The sequence below is a fragment of the Streptomyces sp. UC4497 genome (genome assembly GCF_054871485.1).
In genome coordinates this window covers 1-22,626 of the sequence record NZ_JBTYHB010000048.1, presented here as the reverse complement: position 1 = coordinate 22,626, position 22,626 = coordinate 1, and the positions used below count along the sequence as shown (strand labels likewise).

General features: G+C 72.0%; 21 protein-coding genes and 1 riboswitch. Of the genes, 8 read left to right on the top strand and 13 right to left on the bottom strand.

Annotated elements, in window-relative coordinates:
- Positions 1-24: 24 nt before the first annotated feature.
- From ACYSUO_RS38240 to ACYSUO_RS38225, 4 genes are all read left to right on the top strand, one after another.
- A complete protein-coding gene (locus ACYSUO_RS38240) occupies positions 25-741 on the top strand; it encodes a DsbA family oxidoreductase (RefSeq protein WP_461780813.1) in 717 nt (238 codons plus the stop codon).
- Between the two features lie 82 nt (positions 742-823).
- Positions 824-1,954 (top strand): aminotransferase class V-fold PLP-dependent enzyme, encoded by a 1,131-nt coding sequence (locus ACYSUO_RS38235; protein WP_461780812.1) that lies wholly within the window; start codon positions 824-826, stop codon positions 1,952-1,954.
- A 92-nt stretch (positions 1,955-2,046) separates the two neighbouring features.
- Positions 2,047-2,679, top strand: a complete 633-nt coding sequence (locus ACYSUO_RS38230) for a sigma-70 family RNA polymerase sigma factor (RefSeq protein WP_461780811.1) — start codon at positions 2,047-2,049, stop codon at positions 2,677-2,679.
- Positions 2,679-3,788 carry a maleylpyruvate isomerase family mycothiol-dependent enzyme gene (locus ACYSUO_RS38225; protein ID WP_461780810.1) on the top strand — a complete coding sequence of 370 codons (1,110 nt, stop codon included), beginning with the start codon at positions 2,679-2,681 and terminating at the stop codon, positions 3,786-3,788. Before ACYSUO_RS38230 ends, ACYSUO_RS38225 begins: the two co-directional genes overlap by 1 nt.
- A 63-nt stretch (positions 3,789-3,851) precedes the next feature.
- On the opposite strand, the gene ACYSUO_RS38220 is transcribed toward ACYSUO_RS38225, so the two are convergent.
- Positions 3,852-4,346, bottom strand: coding sequence for a MarR family winged helix-turn-helix transcriptional regulator (locus ACYSUO_RS38220; RefSeq protein ID WP_461780809.1), 495 nt, complete (start codon positions 4,344-4,346; stop codon positions 3,852-3,854).
- Positions 4,347-4,512: 166 nt separating this feature from the next.
- Here ACYSUO_RS38220 and ACYSUO_RS38215 point away from each other — a divergent pair, with 166 nt between their 5' ends.
- The gene (locus tag ACYSUO_RS38215) at positions 4,513-5,577 is read left to right on the top strand and encodes an alkene reductase (protein ID WP_461780808.1); all 1,065 of its coding nucleotides are present in this window, start codon (positions 4,513-4,515) and stop codon (positions 5,575-5,577) included.
- Positions 5,578-5,643: 66 nt separating this feature from the next.
- Here the strand turns inward: ACYSUO_RS38215 and thpD are convergent, their stop codons facing one another.
- The 5 genes from thpD to ACYSUO_RS38190 all read right to left on the bottom strand — a co-directional run bounded on the left by thpD (position 5,644) and on the right by ACYSUO_RS38190 (position 10,369).
- Positions 5,644-6,540, bottom strand: a complete 897-nt coding sequence (gene thpD, locus ACYSUO_RS38210; protein WP_426904361.1) for an ectoine hydroxylase — start codon at positions 6,538-6,540, stop codon at positions 5,644-5,646.
- A gap of 5 nt (positions 6,541-6,545) precedes the next feature.
- Positions 6,546-6,950, bottom strand: a complete 405-nt coding sequence (locus tag ACYSUO_RS38205; RefSeq protein ID WP_266721029.1) for an ectoine synthase — start codon at positions 6,948-6,950, stop codon at positions 6,546-6,548.
- Between the two features lie 40 nt (positions 6,951-6,990).
- Complete coding sequence (ectB, locus tag ACYSUO_RS38200; protein WP_461780807.1) at positions 6,991-8,262, bottom strand: diaminobutyrate--2-oxoglutarate transaminase; 1,272 nt, start codon at positions 8,260-8,262, stop codon at positions 6,991-6,993.
- 64 nt (positions 8,263-8,326) lie between these two features.
- Positions 8,327-8,869, bottom strand: coding sequence for a diaminobutyrate acetyltransferase (ectA, locus tag ACYSUO_RS38195; RefSeq protein ID WP_266721032.1), 543 nt, complete (start codon positions 8,867-8,869; stop codon positions 8,327-8,329).
- Positions 8,870-9,268: 399 nt separating this feature from the next.
- On the bottom strand, positions 9,269-10,369 hold the full coding sequence (locus ACYSUO_RS38190) for a pyridoxal-phosphate-dependent aminotransferase family protein (RefSeq protein WP_461780806.1): 1,101 nt from the start codon (positions 10,367-10,369) through the stop codon (positions 9,269-9,271).
- A 75-nt stretch (positions 10,370-10,444) separates the two neighbouring features.
- On the opposite strand from ACYSUO_RS38190, the gene ACYSUO_RS38185 reads away from it, so the two are divergent.
- Both ACYSUO_RS38185 and ACYSUO_RS38180 read left to right on the top strand, forming a co-directional pair.
- Positions 10,445-11,539, top strand: a complete 1,095-nt coding sequence (locus tag ACYSUO_RS38185; protein ID WP_461780805.1) for an amidohydrolase family protein — start codon at positions 10,445-10,447, stop codon at positions 11,537-11,539.
- A 304-nt stretch (positions 11,540-11,843) separates the two neighbouring features.
- Positions 11,844-12,806, top strand: coding sequence for an SCO1860 family LAETG-anchored protein (locus ACYSUO_RS38180; protein ID WP_461780804.1), 963 nt, complete (start codon positions 11,844-11,846; stop codon positions 12,804-12,806).
- Positions 12,807-12,849: 43 nt separating this feature from the next.
- On the opposite strand, the gene cobC is transcribed toward ACYSUO_RS38180, so the two are convergent.
- Together cobC and ACYSUO_RS38170 are read right to left on the bottom strand one after the other, a co-directional pair.
- On the bottom strand, positions 12,850-14,310 hold the full coding sequence (cobC, locus tag ACYSUO_RS38175; protein WP_461780803.1) for an Rv2231c family pyridoxal phosphate-dependent protein CobC: 1,461 nt from the start codon (positions 14,308-14,310) through the stop codon (positions 12,850-12,852).
- Positions 14,311-14,377: 67 nt separating this feature from the next.
- The gene (locus ACYSUO_RS38170) at positions 14,378-14,752 is read right to left on the bottom strand and encodes a cobalamin biosynthesis protein (protein ID WP_404269913.1); all 375 of its coding nucleotides are present in this window, start codon (positions 14,750-14,752) and stop codon (positions 14,378-14,380) included.
- 48 nt (positions 14,753-14,800) lie between these two features.
- On the opposite strand from ACYSUO_RS38170, the gene ACYSUO_RS38165 reads away from it, so the two are divergent.
- Positions 14,801-15,532 carry a ZIP family metal transporter gene (locus ACYSUO_RS38165; protein ID WP_461780802.1) on the top strand — a complete coding sequence of 244 codons (732 nt, stop codon included), beginning with the start codon at positions 14,801-14,803 and terminating at the stop codon, positions 15,530-15,532.
- Between the two features lie 5 nt (positions 15,533-15,537).
- Here ACYSUO_RS38165 and ACYSUO_RS38160 read toward each other — a convergent pair whose 3' ends face one another.
- The 5 genes from ACYSUO_RS38160 to ACYSUO_RS38140 form a co-directional block, all read right to left on the bottom strand.
- The gene (locus ACYSUO_RS38160; protein ID WP_461780801.1) at positions 15,538-16,881 is read right to left on the bottom strand and encodes a cobyrinate a,c-diamide synthase; all 1,344 of its coding nucleotides are present in this window, start codon (positions 16,879-16,881) and stop codon (positions 15,538-15,540) included.
- Positions 16,882-16,892: 11 nt separating this feature from the next.
- Complete coding sequence (gene cobO, locus ACYSUO_RS38155; RefSeq protein ID WP_461780800.1) at positions 16,893-17,492, bottom strand: cob(I)yrinic acid a,c-diamide adenosyltransferase; 600 nt, start codon at positions 17,490-17,492, stop codon at positions 16,893-16,895.
- Positions 17,493-19,595: a putative cobaltochelatase gene (locus tag ACYSUO_RS38150; protein ID WP_461780799.1), complete on the bottom strand. Its 2,103-nt coding sequence runs from the start codon at positions 19,593-19,595 to the stop codon at positions 17,493-17,495.
- 134 nt (positions 19,596-19,729) lie between these two features.
- Positions 19,730-21,238 carry a cobyric acid synthase gene (locus tag ACYSUO_RS38145; protein WP_461780798.1) on the bottom strand — a complete coding sequence of 503 codons (1,509 nt, stop codon included), beginning with the start codon at positions 21,236-21,238 and terminating at the stop codon, positions 19,730-19,732.
- Positions 21,235-22,233: a cobalamin biosynthesis protein gene (locus ACYSUO_RS38140; RefSeq protein ID WP_461780797.1), complete on the bottom strand. Its 999-nt coding sequence runs from the start codon at positions 22,231-22,233 to the stop codon at positions 21,235-21,237. The genes ACYSUO_RS38145 and ACYSUO_RS38140 overlap by 4 nt, the downstream gene beginning before the upstream one ends.
- Positions 22,234-22,270: 37 nt before the next feature.
- Positions 22,271-22,412, bottom strand: a riboswitch (cobalamin riboswitch).
- Between the last annotated feature and the right edge of the window lie 214 nt (positions 22,413-22,626).

Sequence of the window (22,626 nt, the reverse complement as noted above, 5' to 3'; positions counted from 1 at the left end):
GAACGAGAGACCGAGAGAACCTCCATGCGCGTCGAGATCTGGACCGACATCAACTGCCCGTTCTGCTACATCGGCAAGGCCCGCTTCGAGGAGGCACTCGACGGGTTCGCGCACAAGGACGACGTAGAGGTCGTGCACCGGTCCTTCGAGCTCGACCCGAACGCCAAGCCGGGGGAGACCGGCCTCGTGGTCCCGTACATCGCCAAGAAGTACGGCATCAGCGAGGACCAGGCCGCAGCCAACGAGCAGGGCCTCGGCCAGCAGGCCGGCGCCCTCGGCCTGCCGTACCTCACCGAGGGCCGCGACTTCGGCAACAGCTTCGACCTGCACCGGCTGCTGCACCTTGCCAAGGACAAGGGCGTGCAGGACGCGATGATCGACGCCCTGTACCGGGGCAACTTCGCCGAGGAGTCCTCCGTCTTCGGCGACGAGGAGACCGTCGTACGGCTTGCCGTCCAGGCCGGTCTCGACGAGGGCGAGGTCCGGGCGCTGCTCGCCGACCCCGACGCGTACGCGGACGCGGTGCGCGCCGACGAGCGCGAGGCCGCCGAGCTCGGCGCGAACGGCGTGCCGTTCTTCGTGCTCGACCGCAAGTTCGGTGTCTCCGGCGCCCAGCCCGCCGAGGTGTTCACGCAGGCGCTGACCCAGGCGTGGGCCGACCGCTCCCCGCTCACCGTCATCGACAGCGCGGACGGCGGCGACGCCTGCGGCCCCGACGGCTGTGCGGTCCCGAGCGCCTGACCTGCGCTGATAAGCGTTGCTTGGACGTACTCCGTAAATATTCGCAATAGACGGGTAGTTGGCGGCGGGGCACAGTGGTGCCATGCAGACTTCCGGTGAGCACAAGGCCCCGGCCACGGCCCAGGTCGAGGACCAGGCCAACGCCCAGGTCCTCGACGCGGAGCTGGTCCGCGCGCAGTACACCCCCGCCACCACCTACCTGAACACCGCGAGTTCCGGACTGCTCCCGGCGCGGGCCGGGGACGCGATGCGGGCCGCGATCACCGACATGACCGAGGGCCGTTCCCCGGACTCGCTCTTCGCCGATGTCGAGGAGGCCCGGGCGGCCTTCGCGCGGATCGTCGGCGTCCCCGTGAGCCGGGTCGCGACCGGCGGGTCCGTCGCCGTCTACAGCGGCCTCATCGCCGCGTCCCTGCCCGCCGGTGCCGAAGTCCTCACGGCGGAGGGCGACTTCAGCTCCACCGTCAATCCGTTCCACGTACGCGGCGACCTCAAGGTCCGCGCCGTGCCGCTCGACGCGCTGCCCGACGCCGTACGCTCCGGCACCGCGCTCGTCGCGGTGAGCGCGGCCCAGTCGGCCGACGGCAGGGTCGCCGACGTGCCCGCGCTGCGCGCCGCCACCCGCACGCACGGCGCCCGGCTCTACGTCGACGTCTCACAGGCGGCCGGCTGGTACCCGGTCGCCGCGCACGCGGCCGACGCCGACTACCTGGCCTCCGTCGGCTTCAAATGGCTGACCTGCCCGCGCGGCGCCGTCTTCTTCGTCGGGCCGCGGGACCGCGAGGGCTTCGACGCGCTCACGCCCGTCTTCGGCGGCTGGGTCTCGGGCGAGAACCCCTGGGACAGCTGCTACGGACCCGTCACCGAACCCGCCCGCTCGGCCCGCCGGTTCGACGAGACCCAGAGCCTCGTCGCGTACACCGGGGCCCGCCAATCCCTCGCCCTGATCGAGGAGTTGGGCCCGGAGGCGATCCACGCCCACGACCTCGCGCTCGCGGACCGGTTCCGCGCGGGCCTCGCGCGGCTCGGGCACGAGCCGGTGCGCTCACCCGGCTCCCCGATCGTGTCGGTCCCCGAACTCGGCGTGAAGCAGGCCGACTTGCAGCGCGCCGGCATCGAACTCTCCAACCGGGCAGGGAACCTGCGGGCCTCCTTCCACCTCTACAACACCCCCGCCGACGTCGACCGCCTCCTCGACGCGCTCTCCTCGTGAAGTCCGGCCGGACCCTGGCGCCCGGCTCCCCAGGACGCTAGGAAGGCACTAGGCCCTGCCGCCGGACTCCCGCCCGCGGACAGGACCCGGAGGTGGTGGTGCCGGTGGCCCGTACGGGTGCGTACGACCCCAAGGACCGGGTCGCGGACGACGCCGACCTGCACCGACGTCTCGTCTACGGTGACGAGGCCGCGCTCTCCGAGGCGTACGACGTGTACAGCGGGCTCGTCCGTGGCGTCGCCGTGCGGGTGACCCGCTCGGCGGGGGCGGCGGACGACGTGGCGCAGGAGGTCTTCGCGCATCTGTGGGCGCGGCCCTACGCCTTCGACGCGCGGCGCGGCTCGCTCCGTACCTGGCTGAGCATGCTGGCGCACCGCCGCGCCGTCGACTGGGTGCGCAGCGAGGCCCGGCACCGCAAGGCCCACACCGCGGACGACGCGGCGCTGCACGCCATCCCGGCCCCCGACCCGGGGCCCGACGAGCGGGTCGTCGACCGTGAGCGCGCGCTGCTCCTGCATTCGGCCCTGGCCCAACTCCCGCTGCATCAGCGGCAGGTGGTACATCTGGCGTACTTCGCGGGCCGGACGTACCGTCAGGCGGCGGTGGAACTCGGCATCCCGGAAGGGACCGCCAAGACCCGCCTGCGCACGGCTCTGCACCGCCTGGCCGAAACCCTGGCGGATCCGGCGGAGCCGGGCTACGAGGCCCATGAAAGGGGTGCCTGATGGCCACGGACGCGCGCGACCACGCGACAGTGAGCGAACTCCTGGGCGCCTGGGCCCTGCAGGCCCTCCCGTCCGACGAACAGCGCGCCGTCCCCGCCCACTTGGCGGACTGCGAGGAATGCGCGGCCGAGGCCGAACGGCTGAGGGCGACGGTACGGACCCTGAACGGCCCCAACGGACACGGGACGAACGGGAACGGGAGCGAGAACGGGGCCGGAATCGGAGCGAACGGGCACGGGACCGCCGGAGCCCCGCAGGACGACGCGGCAGGGCACCCGCCGCTCCGCACCGACACCGGACCGCTCGCCGCGGCCCTGGCCCGCCGCCCGCCCGCACCCCGCGCCGCCCCGCACGCCCAGCCCTACGCGGCCACCGTCGCCGCCCTCCAGGCGCTGCTCGCCGAGGCGGACGACGCATGGTCCACGGAGGTGGTCCACGGCTGGACGGTGCGCGACACGGTCGCGCACCTCATCGCGGCCGACGAGCCGCTCGCCGTCCACCTGGGACTGCCGGCCCACGAGCCGCCCGCCGACGCGGCGGGCGACGGCGACTGGCGCATGGTCTGGGAGGCCCGCACCCGAATGGTCATCGCCCACGAACGCGCGCGCGACCCGCACGCCACCGTCGCCGTCTGGCACGCCCGGGCCGCCGAGCTGCTCGCCGCCCCGGCCGCCCGTGACCCCGAACTCGCCGCGCAGGCCGCTACGTTGATGGGTGCGCGGCTGCCCGTCGCCGAGCACTATCTGGTCCGCGCCTTCGAGACGTGGATCCACTCCTACGACATCGGCCGCGCCCTGGACCGCCCCGTTCCCCCGCCGCCCGCGGGCCATCTGTGGCAGCTGGTCCGGCTGGCCGTGCGGATCCTCGGTCAGGCGCTCGGCCCGAAGGCCACGCCCGTCGCCCTCACCGTCACGGACGCGAGCCGCACCACGGAGTGGATCCTCGGCTCCGAGGACGAACCGGTGCGGGCCGAACTCGCCCTGGACCCGGTCGACTTCTGCCTCCTCATCGGCGGCCGCACCACCCCCGACGCCCTCCCGCCGGGCACCGGCGACCCGACGGCGGCCCGCACCCTCCTGGACCGGGCGGCCCGACTGGCCTGGCTGTGACACACCGGGCGCCCGCCGGGCGCAGGCCGGCCCGGCGCAGGCCCATCGGCCTCTGAGAAGCCCCTACGGGCACTCCTCCGCCCCGGCCTCCGTGCACAGATTGCCCTCGACGACGCCCAGCAGCCGCGCGAACTCCGCCCGGTCCCGCTCGGAGAGCCCCGCCAGGGTCTGCTCCTCCAGCGTTCCCCACACCCCGGCCACGTCCTCCAGAAGCCCGCAGCTGCGGTCCGTCGCCTCGACGAGTGACGCGCGACGGTCGCCCGGGTCGGGGGTGCGGCGCACGTGCCCGGACTGCTCCAGGCGCTGGAGCATCTTCGTGACCGTGGACGGATCCAGGTCGAGCGTCTTGATCAGCTCCGACTGACGCACGGGCCCCTTGTCCCACAGGTGCATCATCACGAACTCCTGCCCCGGATAGAGGCCGAGCCCGCGCAGCCGCTGCCCGGCGGCGATCCGGTGCAGCCGGGCGACGCGGGAGAGGGCCAGGCTGACGGGGCCGCCGCGGGCGGCGACCGGGATCTGACCGGTACAGGCGGGGTCGTCGGCGGTGGGGGACATGAGGGCTCCTCTCGGCTTGTCCACAACATTACCTTGGTCGGCCAACTAATGAGCTACAGTGAAGTCGGCTCGATTGCTTGGCCGACCAATGTTTTATTGCCGCCTTGTGTCGCCTTCGTGTCGGCCGCTTGTCGACCTGTGTCGCATCCCGTTGAACGGAGTAGCCATGACCACCGCTTTCGACCCCATCGACCTCCCCGGCACCCGCCTCGCCAACCGCATAGCCATGGCCCCCATGACCCGCAGCCGGGCCGGCGAGGGCGGCACCGCCACCGCCCTGACCGCCGAGTACTACGCGCAGCGCGCCTCCGCGGGGCTCATCATCACGGAGGGGATCCAGCCCTCGGCCGTGGGTCAGGGCTATGCCTGGACGCCGGGTCTGCACACGGCGGAGCAGGTCGCCTCCTGGCGCCCGGTCACCGACGCCGTGCACGCCGAGGGCGGCAAGATCTTCGCCCAGGTGATGCACTCCGGCCGGATCGGCCACCCGTCGCTGCAGCCGGACGGTGGCGCGCCGGTCGCCCCGTCCGCCGTCGCCCCGGAGGGCCAGGCGTTCACGAACGAGGGCTTCCAGGACTTCACCACCCCGCGCGAGCTGACCTCGGACGAGGTCCGCGCGACCGTCGCCGACTTCGCCGAGGCCGCCCGCGGGGCCGTCGAGGCCGGCTTCGACGGCGTCGAACTGCACGGGGCCAACGGCTACTTGATCCACCAGTTCCTGTCGCCCGGCACGAACCTGCGCACCGACGAGTGGGGCGGCAGCGTCGAGAACCGCATCCGGTTCGCCGTCGAGGCGGTCAGGGCCGTCGCCGACGCCATCGGCGCCGAGCGCACCGCAATCCGCCTCTCGCCCGGCAACCCGTACAACTCGATGGGCGACCACGACACCGTCGAGACCTACACGGCGCTCGTCGACGCCCTGGAACCGCTGGGCCTCGCCTACCTGCACGTACTGGAGGTGGGTGAGCAGAGCCGCGACGTGACCGTCGATCTGCGCAAGCGGTTCAGCGGCCCCTTCGTGCTCAACGCGCACACCGATGGCCCCACCGACCACCGGGCCCTCGGTCTGGTCGAGGAGGGAGTCGCCGACATCCTCAGCTTCGGCGCCCTCTTCCTCGCCAACCCCGACCTGCCGGCCCGCCTCAAGAGCGAGGGCCCGTACAACGCCCCGGACCCGGCGACCTTCTTCGGCGGCACGGACAAGGGCTACACGGACTACCCGGCCCGCTAGTGCCCGTAACAGCAGTTGGGGCGGGACCGTCCGGCGGTCCCGCCCCAACTCGTGCGCCTACGAGGATCACTTCACCGGAGTGAAGTCCCGCGCACCGATGAACTCCGGACGCCTTACCGGCGCCGCGAACGGCTCCACCGCCTTGTTCTCCACGCTGTTGAACACGATGAACACGTTCGAGCGCGGGTACGGGGTGATGTTGTCACCGGAGCCGTGCATGGCGTTGCAGTCGAACCAGGTCGCCGAGCCGGGCTTGCCGGTGAACAGCTGGATGCCATGGGCATCGGCGAACTTGGAGAGGGCCTCGTCCGAGGGCAGGCCCGCATCCTGCATCTGCAGCGACTTCTTGTAGTTGTCCTTCGGCGTCTCACCCGCGCAGCCGAGGAACGTCTTGTGCGAGCCGGGCATGATCATGAGCCCGCCGTTGGTGTCGTAGTTCTCCGTCAGCGCGATGGAGACGGACACCGTCCGCATGTTCGGCAGGCCGTCCTCGGCGTGCCAGGTCTCGAAGTCCGAGTGCCAGTAGAAGCCCCGCGCCCCGAAACCGGGCTTGACGTTGATCCGCGACTGGTGGACGTAGACGTCCGAGCCGAGGATCTGACGGGCCCGGCCCACGATGCGCTCGTCACGCACCAGGTTGGCGAAGACCTCGCTGATCTTGTGGATCTCGAAGACCGAGCGGATCTCCTGCGACTGCTTCTCGACGATGGAGCGCTCGTCGGCGCGCATCGTCGGATCGGTGACCAGACGGTTCAACTCGGCCTGGTAGGTGCCGATCTCGTCCGGGCCGATCAGCTCGTCGATGGCGAGGAAGCCGTCCCGCTCGAAGGAGGCGAGGTCCGACTGGCGGATCGGCCCTCGCGCTCCCTCCGCCGACCAGACGACCGGGTCGACACGCGGCGTGGCCACCTCGGAGGCGCCTCGCGTCGGGTACAGGTCCGTGATGTCGGGTGCGGTCGTCATCGGGATCAGGCCTCCTCGTCCTCTGTCAGCAGCGGGTAGACGCCGTTCTCGTCGTGGTCCTCCCGTCCGGTCACCGGAGGGTTGAACACGCAGACGCAGCGGAAGTCGGTCTTCGGGCGCATGGTGTGCTTCTCATGACCGTCCAGGAGGTACATCGTCCCCGGCTCGATCCAATGCGTCTCACCGGTCTCCCGGTTGGTGAGCTCGGCCTCGCCCTCCACGCACAGCACGGCCTCGATGTGGTTGGCGTACCACATGTCGGTCTCGGTGCCCGCGTAGAGGATCGTCTCGTGCAGAGAGAAGCCGACCTTCTCCTTGGCAAGCACGATGCGCTTGCTCTCCCAGGTGCCGGTCGCCGACTTCACGTGCCGGTCGGTGTTCTCTATCTCCTTGAACGAACGGACAATCACGGTGAGTTGCTGCCTTTCCTCGTAAACTTGGTGGTGCGTGTCAGACGGTCTCGCGCACCGCTCGGGTGAGCGTGCGCAGACCCTCGTCCAGCTCCTCCGGCGTGATCGTCAGCGCCGGAAGCAGCTTGACGACCTCGCTCTCGGGGCCGGAGGTCTCGATGAGCAGGCCCAGCTCGAAGGCCCGCTTGGCGACCTTGTTGGCCCGGTCCTTGTCGCGGAACTCGATGCCCCAGACCAGGCCGCGGCCGCGGTACTCGACGATCTCGTCGTGGTACTCCGTGCGCAGGGCGCCGAGCACCTCGTCGATCTGCTCGCCGCGCTCCAGGGTCTGCTTCTCCATGGCCGCGCCGTCGGTCCAGTACGTCTCCAGGGCAGCGGCGGCCGTCACGAACGCCGGGTTGTTGCCTCGGAACGTGCCGTTGTGCTCGCCCGGCTCCCAGACGTCGAGCTCCGGCTTGAACATGCACAGGGACATGGGCATCCCGTACCCACTGATGGACTTCGAAACGGTCACGATGTCCGGCGTGATGCCCGCCTCCTCGAAGGAGAAGAAGGCGCCGGTGCGGCCGCAGCCCATCTGAATGTCGTCGACGATCAGGAGCATGTCCCAACGTTCGCAGACATCCGCCAGTTTGCGCAGCCACTCGGCACGGGCGACATTGATGCCGCCCTCGCCCTGGACCGTCTCGACGATCACGGCGGCCGGGGTGTTCAGGCCGGAGCCGGAGTCCTCCAGGAGGCGCTCGAACCAGATGAAGTCCGGCGTCCGGCCGTCGAGGTAGTTGTCGAACGGCATCGGCGTGCCGTGCACCAGCGGGATGCCGGCGCCCGCGCGCTTGAACGCGTTGCCGGTCACCGCGAGCGAGCCGAGCGACATGCCGTGGAAGGCGTTGGTGAAGGACACGATCGACTCGCGGCCCTTGACCTTGCGCGCCAGCTTCAGCGCGGACTCGACGGCGTTGGTGCCCGTCGGGCCCGGGAACATGACCTTGTAGGGCAGGTCGCGCGGGCGCAGGATGATGTTCTGGAAGGACTCCAGGAAGTTGCGCTTCGCCGTGGTCGACATGTCGAGCCCGTGCACGACGCTGTCGCGCTCCAGGTAGTCGATCAGGGCGCGTTTCAGGACCGGGTTGTTGTGGCCGTAGTTGAGCGATCCGGCACCGGCGAAGAAGTCGAGGTACTCGTGGCCGTCCTCGTCGTACATACGGCTGCCCTGGGCCCGGTCGAAGACGGTGGGCCAGCTGCGGCAGTAGCTGCGCACCTCCGACTCAAGGGTCTCGAAGACGCTCAGGTCCGGCTGGGTGATGGTCACAGCGAAAACTCCTCTAGGGAGGGAAGTTGAGGGGGGTTCGGGATGAGTGGGGTCGAGGGCGCGCTCAGGCCAGCGGGCCTATGCGGTACAGCTCCTCGGGCAGGTGCCCGTCGTCCGGGAACAGGCCCGCGTCGAACAGCACCGTGCGGGCCACACCGACGCGGTGCCGGCGGGCGAACGAGGTGAACAGGGCCTGGGAAGCGGCGTTGTCGGGCGTGATGGTGGTCTCGAGGGTGGTGACCGGACGCGCCGCCGCGACCCGCGCGGCCAGCCCGTCGAGCAGTGCGGCCGCCAGGCCGCGCCCGCGCTGCGCAGCGTCCACGGCGACCTGCCACACCACGAGGATGTCGGGTCGGTCGGGACGTACGTAACCGGTGATGAAACCGGCCACCTCGCCCTTCTCGTCGCGGGCGATCACCGACGTGGCGGCGAAGTCGCGACACCACAGCAGGTAGCTGTAGGAGGAGTTGAGGTCGAGCACCTTCGAGTCGCGGGCGATACGCCAGATCGCGGCACCGTCGGCCACCTCGGGGTGGTCGATCTTCAGTCCGTCGGGGACCGGGGCCACTTCGGCGACTTCCAGGAATTGCGCTTGTGCGGCGGTCATGCAAATTGAATTTACCGAGCAATTTTCGGGATTGCACCCGCAGAAGGGGTTACGTAACGAGGGCTTCTGTGTTATCGCGCGCAGGTGAGCGCGCGCACGAGATCGCGGCGGTATGTCCCGGTTTGATGGGGACAAAGCGGTCGTATCTAAATTCGTGTGGAGTACGTCACAGCGTCGTAATCGCTACGAGACGCGTCCGAATTACGTCGGTTCCCGTTGATGAAATCTAGGTGTTTACCCTGCGGGAAAGCGGGCAGAAGCAGAACAGGAAGCCTCGCCGCATGGCTCTGATAAAACGCGGGACAATTCTGTCTGAACAATTCCTGGATAAAAACAAAGGCGCCGCCCCGAAAAGGGCGACGCCTAGAGGTGAGTGCGCCGGTTCGTGCGCCGGGGTGCTTATTCCCAGGCGGCCGCGACCGCCTTTCGCGCCCCTTCCAGATCGACCTCGAACCCGGCCTCCGCGAGCGCCCCGCCGAGCGCGGCGAGCGAGGACTGCACGACGCCACGGGTCGCCTGCGGACCGTAGTGGTTGACCCGGATCATCTCCTGGGCGAGCGCGCCGCCCCCGGCGACCAGCGGAAGGACCGGGTCCACGGCCAGCGCCTTCGCCACCAGCTCACGGGCGTCCGTACCGGCCGGCGCGCGCAGTGTAGTGGCGACAGGGGCGGCGTCACGGGCTTCGTGGACGTATGGCTCAAGTCCACCGCCCAGCGCGAGCGTTCCGGCGCGCGTGGCGGCGGCGGCCGAGGCGTGCCGCGCCATCAGGGCGTCCAGGCCCTCGTTCTCGATGCGCTCCACGCACGCCTCCAGGGCGAGCATCTCCAGCTGCGCCGGCGCGTGCAGCAGCGCCTTGCGGCCGCCGTCCACCCAGCGCTGCTTCCAGTCGAGGAGCGAGAGGTAGGAGTGGCGCGGCGCGTTCGGGTTGGCGGCCATCCGCTCCCAGGCCCGCGCGCTCACCGACACGGCCGAGACACCGGCAGGACCGCCCATCGCCTTCTGCGCGCCGATCACGCACAGGTCCACGCCCCACGCGTCCGGAAGCACCGGCTCGGCGGCGATCGACGCGACGGCGTCCAGGTAGAACAACGCACCGTGCCCCCGCACCACTTCACCGATCTCGGCGACCGGGTTCGTGTTGCCCGTCGCAGCCTCCGCGTGCACCAGGGACACGAAGTCGATCTCCGGGTGCTCGGCGAGCGCCTGCCCGACCTGCTCGGCGGTGACGGCCGTGTGGAAGGGCACCGCCAGGTCGTGCACCGTGGCGCCGCAGTCGCGCAGCCAGTCGCCGAAGGTCTGACCGTACGGACCGGTGATCACGTTCAGCGCCACCGTGCTGGGCCCCGCGGCGGCACGGATCGCGCCCTCCAGCGGAAGCAGCGCCTCACCCTGCATGATCACGACGTTCTGCGAGGTGTCCATCAGCCGGGCCACACGGTCCTCGATGGAGGCGAAATGCTCGGCGCTCAACGGGGCCAGGTCGAGAAACGGATGCGTCACGGTGGTGCTCTCTTCGCTCACGGGTTCGTACGGGTGCCAGTGCCGAGCGTACCCACCGCCTCATAGGCTGCGCGCATGAGTATTGGCGGGGTACTGCACGTGAAGGGACGGGTCCTCGTCGGGCCCGACGACGTACGCGACGAACTGTGGGTGGTGGACGGCCGGATCGCATACGACCGGCCCGTGACGGCGGGCCTCGACGTCACCACGGTCGAGGGCTGGGCGCTGCCGGGCCTGGTCGACGCGCACTGCCACGTCGGGCTCGGCGCGCACGGACCCGTCGACGCCGAGACCGCGGAGAAGCAGGCCCTGACCGACCGCGACCACGGCACGCTGCTGCTGCGCGACGCGGGCTCCCCTTCCGACACCCGCTGGGTCGACGACCGCGAGGATCTGCCGCGCATCATCCGCGCCGGCCGCCACATCGCCCGCACGCGTCGTTACATTCGCAATTTCGCGCACGAGATCGAGCCCGAGGAGCTCGTCGCGTACGTCGCCCAGGAGGCGCGGCGCGGCGACGGCTGGGTCAAGCTCGTCGGCGACTGGATCGACCGGGGGACGGGCGACCTCGGCGCCTGCTGGCCGCGCGACGCGGTCGAGGCGGCGATCGCCGAGGCGCACCGCCTGGGCGCCCGCGTCACGGCCCACTGCTTCGCGGAGGACTCGCTGCGCGATCTCGTCGAGGCGGGCATCGACTGCATCGAGCACGCCACGGGCCTGACCGACGACACCATCCCGCTGTTCGCGGAGCGCGGCGTCGCGATCGTCCCGACCCTCGTGAACATCGCTACGTTCCCGCAGCTCGCGGCGGGCGGCGAGAGCAAGTTCCCCGACTGGTCGGCCCACATGCGCCGCCTCTACGACCGCCGCTACGACACCGTCCGCAACGCCTACGACGCCGGGATCCCGGTCTACGTCGGCACGGACGCGGGCGGCTCCCTCGCGCACGGCCTGGTCGCGGGCGAGGTCGAGGAGCTGGTGCGGGCCGGCATCCCGCCCGTCGAGGCGCTCTCGGCGACGGCGTGGGGAGCGCGGTCCTGGCTCGGCCGCCCCGGTCTGGAGGAGGGCGCGCCCGCCGACCTCGTGGTCTACGGGTCCGATCCGCGCGAGGACGTACGGGCGCTGGCGGCGCCGCGCAGGATCGTGCTGCGGGGCAACGTGGTGGGTTGACGCAGCGTTACTCCCGCGCCCCGGGGCTCGTTGCACACCACTTGGCGGCGCCCGCGCGGTCAACCCGTGTACAAGCGGCGCATCGACGGTACGGGCGACCCCTGGGCGAAAGCGATGGGACGGATGGGAACGCGCGAGCCCGAAGATTCGAAGACGTGCACGGAAACGCCCCGTTGGGGTGAACTCACGCCTGGTTGCTGACCGTTCACTCTCAGTGCGTAAAGATTCCCTCAACGATGACCAGTCGGGACCGTCCCGTCCCGACCCTGTCCCGGTTCATTTCTCCAGTGGGGGTCCCACCAGCATGCCCAGCTCCACCCTGACCACCGTCCTGCGCACGCCCGCCCGTCGCGTCGCCGCGACCGCCGCCGCCACCGCGCTCGCCCTCGGCCCCACCGTGCTCGCGACCGCGGGCCCGGCAGCCGCCACCGAGCACAGCGGCGGCAAGGCCGGCGCGGTCGTGCTCCGCACAGGACTCGACGTATCGCTCCTCAACAAGACCGTGAACGTCCCGCTCAAGGTCTCGCTGAACGAGGTGCAGGCGCCCAAGAGCGCCGACAGGACCGCGCTGACCGCCCAGTTGGACGGGGTCGACGGCGGACAGCCGTTCAGCGTGCTGCGCGCGGACGTGGCGCGGACGAAGGCCACGGTCGAGGGCGACACGGCGGAGGGCTTCACGGAGCTCGCCCACGCCAAGGTCCACGTCCCCGGCCTCCCGCTGCTCTCCCTGATCGAGGTCGGCCAGGTGTCGTCCAAGGCGACGTGCGTGGCGGGTGAGAAGCCGGTCGCCGAGTCGAACCTGCTGGGCGGCGTCACCGTCCTCGGCAAGAAGATCACGCTGTCGACCGGCGGCACGACGTCCGTCAAGGTCCCGGGGGTCGGCGAGGTGACCCTCGGCCTCTCCAACCGTTCCACGACGGACACCACGGCGGCGGCCTCCGCCCTCCAACTCAAGGTGCACGTCAACCCGTTGAACCTCAACGTCGCGGAGGTGGACGGCGAGGTCACGCTGGCGGAGGCGACGTGCGAGACGCCGAAGGCGGCGGAGGCTCCGGCGCCGAAGCCGGAGCCTCAGGGTGAGAAGGCCGACACCCCGGTCGACACCCCGGCGCAGAAGACGCAGGCGCAGCCCGCGGCCGACAAGCAGGACCTCGCGGAGACGGGTGGCAATGAGATGACCCCGTACATCGCGGGCGGCGCGATCGTGCTGCTTGCCGCCGGCGGTGGAGCGGTGGCCATGGCCCGCCGGGGCCGCGGCCGGGCGTAACTGTCAAGCCACTCCTTTGAGCCCCCTGCGGCGGTTGGGCCAGTCAATCGCCGCAGGGGCTTGAATGCAGAACCCCGGACAACGCCGCGACGAACGCGTCGCTCGTCCCCCGCCCCCGCACCGCGACGCGGACCCAGTCCGGGCCGAGGCCCGGGAAGGTGTCGCCGCGACGCACCGCGAACCCCGCCCCGCGCAACCGCTCCCGCACCACCCCGGCGCCGGGGATCCGCACCAGGACGAACGGCCCCTCCGCGGGTCCGGCCACCGACACCCCGTGCGACGCCAACCCCCGCAGCAGGCCCACCAGATACTCCCGGTCCGCCGCGACGGCGTCCGCCGCGTCCGCCGCCTCCGCCACCCCGCGGGCGGACACGCACGCCTGCGCGGCGACGAGCGCGGGCGAGGACACCGGCCACAGCGGCTGCGCCTGCTCGAGCGCCGCCACCACCTCCGGCTCCGCCACCACGTACCCGACCCGCAACCCGGCAAGTCCCCACGTCTTCGTCAGGCTCCGCAGCACGATGAGCCCCGGCACGTCCGTCCGCCCCGCCAGGGACTCCCGCTCGCCCGGCACGGCGTCCATGAACGCCTCGTCGACCACCAGGAACCGCCCGGGGCGCGCCAGCCGGGTCAGCGCCTCCGCCGGGTGCAGCACGGAGGTCGGGTTCGTGGGGTTGCCGACGACCACCAGATCCGCGTCGTGCGGCACGAGCGCCGGATCGAGCCGGAACCCGTCCTCCTCCCGCAGCAGCACCCGCCCCACCGCGTGCCCGGCATCCTCCAACGCCGCTTCGGGCTCGGTGAATTGAGGGTGTACGACCACGGGTCTGCGCACCCGCAGTGCCCGCGCGAGCAGCACGAACGCCTCCGCCGCCCCGGCCGTGAGCAGCACCCGCTCCACCGGCACCCCGTGGTGCGCCGCCACCGCGGCCCGCGCGGCCCGCCCGTCGGGATACGCCGCGAGACCTTCCAGGGACCCGGCGATGTGCTCCCGCAGCCAGGACGGCGGCGTGCCCGTGCGCACGTTCACCGCGAGATCCGTCAACTTCTCGCCGTCGTCGCGGACTTCGGCGTCCCCGTGGTGCCGCAGATCGGGTCCGCCGACCGGGTCCGCCACGTCCGGGGCGGCCGCGCAGCGCACGTCCACCTCCGGATGCGCCGCGGCCCACCCCACGGCCTGCGCGTGGAACCGCTCCGACGGCAGGTTTCCGTAGGGCAGCACGACGACCCGCCGCGCGCCGAGCGCCGCACACCGGTCGAGCCCCGCGGGCACGTCGGGCGCCGCCGACACGTACGCCGGCTCCACGCCCGCGTAGCCGCTTCCCTCCCACAACAGCCGTGCGGCGGCGGCGAGTTCGGCGTTGGCCGCGGCGTCGGCCGAGCCGGCCCCGACGAGCAGCACGGTCACATCGGCCCGGTCGCGCGGTGTGCGGGGGCCGCCGCCCAGGACGTCGTCGAGCCGTTGCTCCAGGGCGGCGAGCAGGGCCGGGGGAGGGGTGTGCATGGGGTCGGGCTCCTTGCGGGGAGGGCGAGAGGGGGAATCCTGCAGGGGGGAGAAGCCGGGCCGGTCCCTACCCGGGCCGCGCCACCGCACACGTCACCCGGCCCGGGCCCCCGCCCGCCCCGGCCGACGTCCGCTTCGGGACGAGCAGTTCACCGCCCCGTACGAGCGCGGCGGCCTCGGCGACCGACGGGGTGCCCACGGCGTCGCGGGCCCGCGCGGACGGATGCGGCACGGGGACGGCGGCGAGCCGCTCGGCGTCGTACGTCTCCAGGGGCACGCCCAGCGCCTCGGCCGCCGCGACGATGCCGGGCTCCCGGCCCTTGGCGTCGACCGTCGCGAGCGCCAGGACGTCCGTCGCGCCCGCCTCGGCCAGCACGGCCCGGACGAGCCCGAGAACTTCGTCCGCCGGGGCGCCGGACCTGGCCCCGACACCGACGACCACGCCACGCAGGATGTGCGCGGAGGCCCCCGGATGGGTTAGCAAGGGGCCATGGCCGTGATCGTGGCGCTGAGCGCCTTCCTGATGACCTTGGTCGGCGGCTGGACCGCGCAGCGGGTCACCGACCGGCGCCACCTGGTGCTCGGTCTCGCCGGCGGGCTGATGCTCGGCGTCGTCGGCCTCGACCTGCTGCCCGAGGCGCTGGAGGCCTTGGGCGGTGAGGTCTTCGGGGTGCCGGCGGCGCTGCTGCTGTTCGTGGCCGGATTCCTCGGCGCGCACATCATGGAGCACCTGCTGGCCCGCCGCCAGGCCGCCCATGGGGCGGAGGAAGGGGCGGACGGCCGGGCCCCGGAGGTGGGGCTCACGGCGGCGTCCGCGATGGTCGGGCACAGCCTGATGGACGGCATGGCGATCGGCGCCGCCTTCCAGATCGGCGGCGGCATGGGCACCGCCGTGGCGCTCGCCGTGATCGCCCACGACTTCGCCGACGGCTTCAACACGTACACGATCACCCGGCTCTACGGGAACGCCCGCCGCAAGGCGCTGATCATGCTGTTCGCGGACGCCGCGGCGCCGGTCGTGGGCGCCGCGTCCACGCTCCTGTTCACCATTCCGGAGCAATTGCTCGGCGGCTATCTGGGCTTCTTCGGCGGCGTGCTGCTCTACCTGGCCGCCGCCGAGATCCTTCCCGAGGCCCACCACGAGCACCCGGCCCGTTCGACGCTGCTGTGCACCGTCGCGGGCGCGGCCTTCATCTGGCTCGTGGTGGGTATCGCGGGCTGAGTGCCTCACGGCGTGCACCACTGGACCAGGCGGTGCGCGATGTCCGGCAGCGCCGCCCAGTGCGTGTGCAGATAACTGGCGTGCACGCCGCCCTGTACGAAGCCCTCGACGCGCGGCGTCGGCAGCCGCATGCCCCAGGCGGGCGTGGGCCCCGCGCCCGGTTCGAGCACGGTCCGGTGGAACTCGTGGCCGCGCAGCCGGGCCCCTGCCGGGGTGAGCGGGCTGTCGGACAGGGCCACGGCGTCCCGGTAGCCGAGGGTGAGCCGGCCGGACATCTTCGCGTCCGCGTCGAGCACCCCGCACATCGGCTGGCCGTCGAGGGAACGGGAGAGGTAGAGCAGGCCCGCGCACTCCGCGATGACGGGAGCGCCGCCGCGGGCCAGTTCGGCCACGGCCTTGCGGAGCTGTTCGTTGGCGGAGAGCTCGGGGGCGTAGACCTCGGGGAAGCCGCCACCGATGACGATCGCCGCGGTGTCCTCCGGGAGGGACTCGTCGTGCAGCGGGTCGAACGTGACGACGTCGGCGCCGGCCGCGCGGAGCAGTTCCGTGTGCTCGGTGTACGAGAACGTGAACGCGGCACCACCCGCGACCGCCACGACGGGCCTGTCCGGCATCGCGGCGACCTCCGGCGGGCTCCACGTCTCCGTCGTCAGTGGGGGAGCCGTTTTTGCCAGGGCCAGCAACCCCTCCAGGTCGCACCCCTCCCGCACCATCGCCGCCGACGCCCGCACCGAGTCCACGGCCTCATTGCTCCGCTCGGCCACCGGGACCAGGCCCAAGTGGCGTGACGGCGTGGCCACTTGGGGAGCGCGGCGCAGCGCCCCGAACACCGGGACGCCGACCTCCTCCATGGCCTCGCGCAGCAGCTCCTCGTGGCGATCGGAGCCGACCTTGTTGAGGATGACGCCCGCGAGGCGCACCTCGGGGTCGAAGGAGGCGAAGCCGTGCACGAGCGCGGCCACCGACCGCGACTGCGAGGACGCGTCGACGACGAGCACGACAGGGGCCTTGAGCAGCTTCGCGACGTGCGCCGTCGAGGCCAGCTCGCCCTCTCCCGACGCCCCGTCGAACAGCCCCATCACGCCTTCCACGACGGCGAGTTCGCACCCCGCCGAGCCGTGCGCGAACAGCGGGGCGACCAGCTCGGGCCCGCACATGTACGCGTCGAGGTTCCGCCCGGGACGGCCGGTCGCGAGCGCGTGGTAGCCGGGGTCGATGTAGTCGGGCCCCACCTTGTGCGGCGACACGGCGAGCCCGCGCTCGGCGAACGCCGCCATCAGGCCCGTCGCCACGGTCGTCTTGCCGGTGCCGGAGGCGGGCGCGGCGATCACCAGGCGGGGCACACTCACGGGCGGGGTGGCTACCACTCGATGCCCCGCTGGCCCTTCTGGCCCTCGTCCATCGGGTGCTTCACCTTCGACATGTCGGTGACGAGATCCGCGAACTCGACCAGCTTCTCAGGGGCGTTGCGACCGGTGATGACGACATGCTGCTGCCCGGGACGGTTCCGCAGCGTCTCGACGACGTCGTCCACGTCGATCCAGCCCCAGTGCATCGGGTAGGCGAACTCGTCGAGCACGTACAGCTTGTACGTCTCGGCGGCCAGGTCCCGCTTGACCTGCTCCCAGCCCTCGCGCGCCTTCTCCTCGTTGTCGGCCTGGTCGTCGCGCTGCACCCACGACCAGCCCTCGCCCATCTTGTGCCAGGCCACGGTGCCGCCCTCGCCGCTCGCGCCGAGCGTCTTGAGCGCGTTCTCCTCGCCGACCTTCCACTTCGCCGACTTGACGAACTGGAACACCCCGATCGGCCACCCCTGGTTCCAGGCGCGCAGCGCGAGCCCGAACGCGGCCGTCGACTTGCCCTTGCCTATGCCCGTGTGCACGAACACCAGTGGGCGGTTGCGACGCTGACGTGTCGTCAGTCCGTCGTTCGGTACGACACTCGGCTGTCCCTGCGGCATTTAAGCGGCCCTCCTGATGGTGTTCTGCGTTCCAGTGACGTCCTTCACGAGCCCGGCGATCGAGTCCGCCCGCAGCTCGTCCAGCGTGACGGCGGTGCCGCCCAGTCGGCCCGCGAGTTCGGTGGCGAGCCCGAGCCGCACCATGCCGGTCTCGCAGTCGACGACGACGCTCGCCGTCCCCTCGGCGGCGTGCAGCCCGGCCGCGCGGCCCGCCAGCTGCACGGGCTCGGGACCGCCGGTCGCCCGCCCGTCGGTCACGACGACCATCAGGGGCCGCCGCGCCGGATCCCGCAGCCGCTCCACGCGCAGGACCTCGTGCGCCTTGAGGAGCCCGGCCGCCAGCGGGGTGCGCCCGCCGGTCGGCAGCGACTCGAGGCGGCTCGCCGCCGCGTCCACGCTCGACGTGGGCGGCAGGGCGACCTCGGCCGCCGACTTCCGGAAGGTCACGAGCCCCACCTTGTCCCGCCGCTGGTACGCGTCCAGCAGCAGCGACAGCACGGCACCCTTCACGGCGGTCATCCGCTGCCGCGCCGCCATCGACCCGGAGGCGTCGACCACGAACAGGACGAGGTTCCCCTCACGCCCCTCGCGGGTCGCCTGCCGCAGGTCGTCGCGGCGCACGACGAGCCCCCGTCCCGTACGCCCGCGCGCCCGCTGGTGCGGGGCGGCGGCCTGCACGGTCGCCGCCAGGTGCAGCTTCGTCAGGGCGCCGCGGGGCCGCATCGACCCCGTGGTGCGGCCGTGCTCGGTACGCGCCCGCGAGCGCCGCCCCGCGGCTCCCTCGCCGAGGCCGGGAACGCTCAGCATCTTCGTACGAAAGGGCTCGCCGGCCGACACGGGCTTCTGCTCGGGGGCTCCGCCGCCGGACGCGGGGGCGGCGGCGGGCTCCTCGGGGGAGTCCTCCCGGTCGTCACCGGCCGGAGCGTCGTCCTGCGGGTTCGGTGTGTCCTGCGGGTCCTTGGTCTCCTGCGGTGCGTCGTGCGGCCCGTCCTGCGGCGGCACGCCACCACCGGGACCGCCACCGTCGGGCCCCCCGTCGGGATCGTCGTCCCCGTCTCCGTCGCCCTCGGAGTTCCCTTCGGGCTCGTCCTCGGGTGTGAACTCGTCCAGGGTCTCGTCGAGCTTGTCCTCGTCGAGACCCGGCGCGTCGAAGGGGTTGCGGCGCCTGCGGTGCGGGAGCGCGAGCAGCGCGGCCTGCCGCACGTCCTCCGCGAGCACGTCGGTGCGCCCCGCCCAGGCGGCGAGCGCGGTGGCGGTGCGCGCCATCACGATGTCGGCGCGCATGCCGTCCACCTCGAAGGCCGCGCACGTGGCGGCAATCTGCGTCAACGCCCGGTCACCGAGCCGTACTTGGGGCAGCAGCTCACGCGCGGCGACGATCTTGGCCCGCACCTCGGCCTCGTCCTCGGCCCACCGCCCGGCGAACTCCTCCGGGTGGTCGTCGTAGGCGAGTCGCCGCTTGACGACCTCCACCCGCTGCTCCGGCTCACGCGAAGCCGCAACTTCCACGGTCAGCCCGAACCGGTCGAGCAACTGCGGCCGCAGCTCACCCTCTTCGGGATTCATCGTCCCTACGAGCAGAAAACGCGCGGCATGCCGCACGGAGACACCTTCGCGCTCGACGTAGGAGGCCCCCATGGCAGCAGCATCAAGCAGCAGGTCGACCAAGTGATCATGCAGCAGATTCACTTCATCCACATACAGAATCCCGCGATGGGCGTCGGCGAGCAGCCCCGGCTCGAAGGCCTTCACGCCCTCGGAGAGCGCCCGCTCGATGTCGAGCGCACCCACGAGCCGGTCCTCGGAGGCACCGACGGGCAACTCGACCATGCGCGCGCCTCGTTGAGCACCAGGCGTGTCGGCGTGCGGCCCGTCTGGGCACTGCGGATCGGGCGCCGCCGGATCACACGAGAACCGACACCCGGCGACGACATCGACATCCGGCATCAACGCGGAAAGCGCCCGCACGGCGGTGGACTTGGCAGTCCCCTTCTCCCCACGCACGAGCACACCACCCACGGCGGGAGACACGGCATTGAGCAACAGGGCAAGCCGCAGATCATCCTGCCCGACGACAGCGGTGAACGGATAAGGGGTAGGCATCAGCCGACAACCTCCAGCGAGTAAAACGTGTCCAGGGGACGATCAGGGGCGCGGGGAACTGCGCAATCTTTTGGGGGGCAAGGGGGCGCAGCCCCCAGGGACGGGACGGGAAGGGGCGGCGGGGGCGACTCCCATCACGGCGCCCCAGGCGGCACAAACGGCAACCCCCCAGGCGCACCCCCCTCGATCAACCGCCACAACGCATCCGTATCGGCATGCCGCTCAATCAGATCCCCGAGCCGATCAAGCTGCTCCTCCCGCAACGCCTCGAACGACGTGTCCGCCGCTGGAACGAACCTCCGCCCGGCCCCCGCCGCGACCTCCCGAAGGAACGCCCGCCGAAACCCGTCCGCCTCCAGCGACCCGTGCCAATGCGTCCCCCACACGGACCCCACCCGGCACCCGTCCAGGAACGCCTCGCCACCCCGCACATCGGCGACCCCGTGATGGATCTCGTACCCCTCGACGTACTCCCCGAGCGCCTCCCCGACCGGCCTCGCAAGCGTCTTCTCGGCCTCGAACCGCACCCGTACGGGAAGCAGCCCGAGCCCGTCCACGACGCCGGCTCGCGACTCGACCTCGTCCTCGATCGATTCGCCGAGCACCTGGAACCCACCGCAAATACCGAGAACCGGACGCCCCTCGGCAGCCCGCCGCGCGATCGCGTCCGCAAGCCCACGCTCGCGCAACCAATCCAGCGCCCGCACCGTCCCCCGCGTCCCCGGCACCACGACCAGATCCGCGTCGACGAGCTCCTCGGCCCGGTCCACGAACCGCACGACGACACCGGGCTCGGCGGCCAGCGCGTCCACATCGGTGAAGTTCGACATCAGCGGCACCGCACACACGGCGACCCGCAGCACGTCCTCGCCCACCGGCGGCGCCACGACCGACTCCCGTACGGCCCCCCGCAGGGACACCCGGAGCCCGTCCTCCTCGTCGATCCCGAGCCCGTGCTGGAACGGCAGCACACCATAAGTCGCCCGCCCCGTAAGGGACTTGAGCATGTCGAGCCCCGGCTCCAACAGGCTCACGTCACCCCGGAACTTGTTCACCAGATACCCGGCAAGAAGCTCTTGATCCTCAGGAGCCAGCAGCGCGGTCGTCCCGAAGAACGAAGCGAACACCCCGCCCCGATCGATGTCCCCCACGACGAGCACCGGCAGCCGCGCCGCCCGCGCGAGCCCCATGTTCACGATGTCGGTGCGCCGCAGATTGATCTCGGCGGGCGACCCGGCGCCCTCACAGATCACGGCGTCATGGGTGGCCCGCAGCTCCTCCAGACACCCGACGACGGTGTCGAGCAGCGCCGCCTGCCGCCCACCGTGATACCCGCGCGCACTCAGCTCGCCCACGGGTTTGCCCATGAGTACGACCTGGCTGCTGCGGTCGCTGCCGGGCTTGAGCAGCACCGGATTCATCAGCGCGCTCGGCTCGACCCGCGCGGCCTGCGCCTGCATGGCCTGCGCGCGCCCGATCTCGGCGCCCTCCCTGGTCACGAACGAGTTCAGGGACATGTTCTGCCCCTTGAACGGCGCGACCTTCACGCCCTGGCGCACCAGCCACCGGCAGATCCCGGCCGTGACGACACTCTTGCCCGCGTCGGAGGTGGTCCCCGCGACGAGCAGCCCTCCGCCCGTCATCGTCGCCCCCGCGCTCGTATCCGTCGCGCACCCACACAGACTCGCGCACCCACACAGACTCGCGCACCCACACAGACTCCCAAGGCCAACAGAGACACCCGCCGCGACAAGCGCACGGCCCGATCCACATCACGCACCTCGACCGCGCGCCCCGGCGCGTTCAGCACCGGCCGGTGCTCGACCCGGCCGCCGTACGCCAAGGTCCCGCCGAGCCGTACCCCGAGCGCCCCCGCGAAGGAGGACTCGACGACGCCGGCGTTCGGGCTGGGGTGGCGCCGCGCGTCCGCCCGCCACGCGTCCAGCGCCTGCCGGGGGCGGCCACCGGCGAGGACCGCGAGGGCGCCGGTGAGGCGCGCCCCCGGCCAGCCGGCCACGTCGTCGAGGCGGGCCGAGGCCCAGCCGAACCGCCGGTACTTCACGGACTTGTGCCCGACCATCGCGTCGAGCGTGTTCACGGCGCGGAAGGCGACCAGGCCCGGCACCCCGCCGATCGCACCCCACACGAGCGCGCCCACGACGGCGTCGGAGGTGTTCTCGGCGACGGACTCGACGACGCCGCGGGCGATCCCGTCGGCGTCGAGCCCCTGCGGGTCACGGCCGCACAGCCGGGGCAACAGCTCCCGGGCGCGCTCCACGTCCCCGGACTCAAGGGCGGCCCCTACGCCGCGTGCCTCACGGCCCAGCGAGGTGCCGCCGACGACGGCCCAGGTGGCGGCGGCCGTCAACGCGACAGAGGCGGCGGGGGAGCGGCGTACGGCACGGGAGGCGACGGCGGCGAGAGCGGCGGCGCCACCGGCACACACCACGGTGTGCAGGGCGCCCACGCCGCGATGGTCACGCCACAGAACGCGCTCGACGGCCGCTGCGGCGCGCCCGAATCCGGCGACGGGGTGCCCACGGCGCGGATCGCCGAGCAGAAGGTCGGCGAAGATTCCGGCGGCGGCACCGCACGCATACACGCGCTCGTGCCGCCAAGTGCCGCGCGGGGCGAGCATGGCGGTAGGTGTCCTCACTCAGGGTGTCCACGCCCTGGTTCGACGAGACCGGCAGCGAGAGTTCCTGGCTCGCCCCTCTCGATAAGGGGGCTCACAGTGGCGGGACCGCGCCGGATTCGCACCGGCTTCCTCAACTGCTGCCGTATATGGCGGGGGAAGTCCACCACGCTCCGAGTTGGCACGTCAACTTGCTGTTGATCACGTGAGCGGGGTGGGGGGGGGGGGGCCGGCCCCCCCCCCCCCCCCCCGGGGGGGGGGGGGGGGGCCCCCGGGGGGGGGGGGGCGGGGGGGGCGGTGGGGGTAATACCCCCCCCGGGGGGGCCTGGCCCCGCCGGGGGCCGGGCCCCCCCCCCGTGACGTGGGAACGGTCGACCGCCCCGACACCTCACCCGT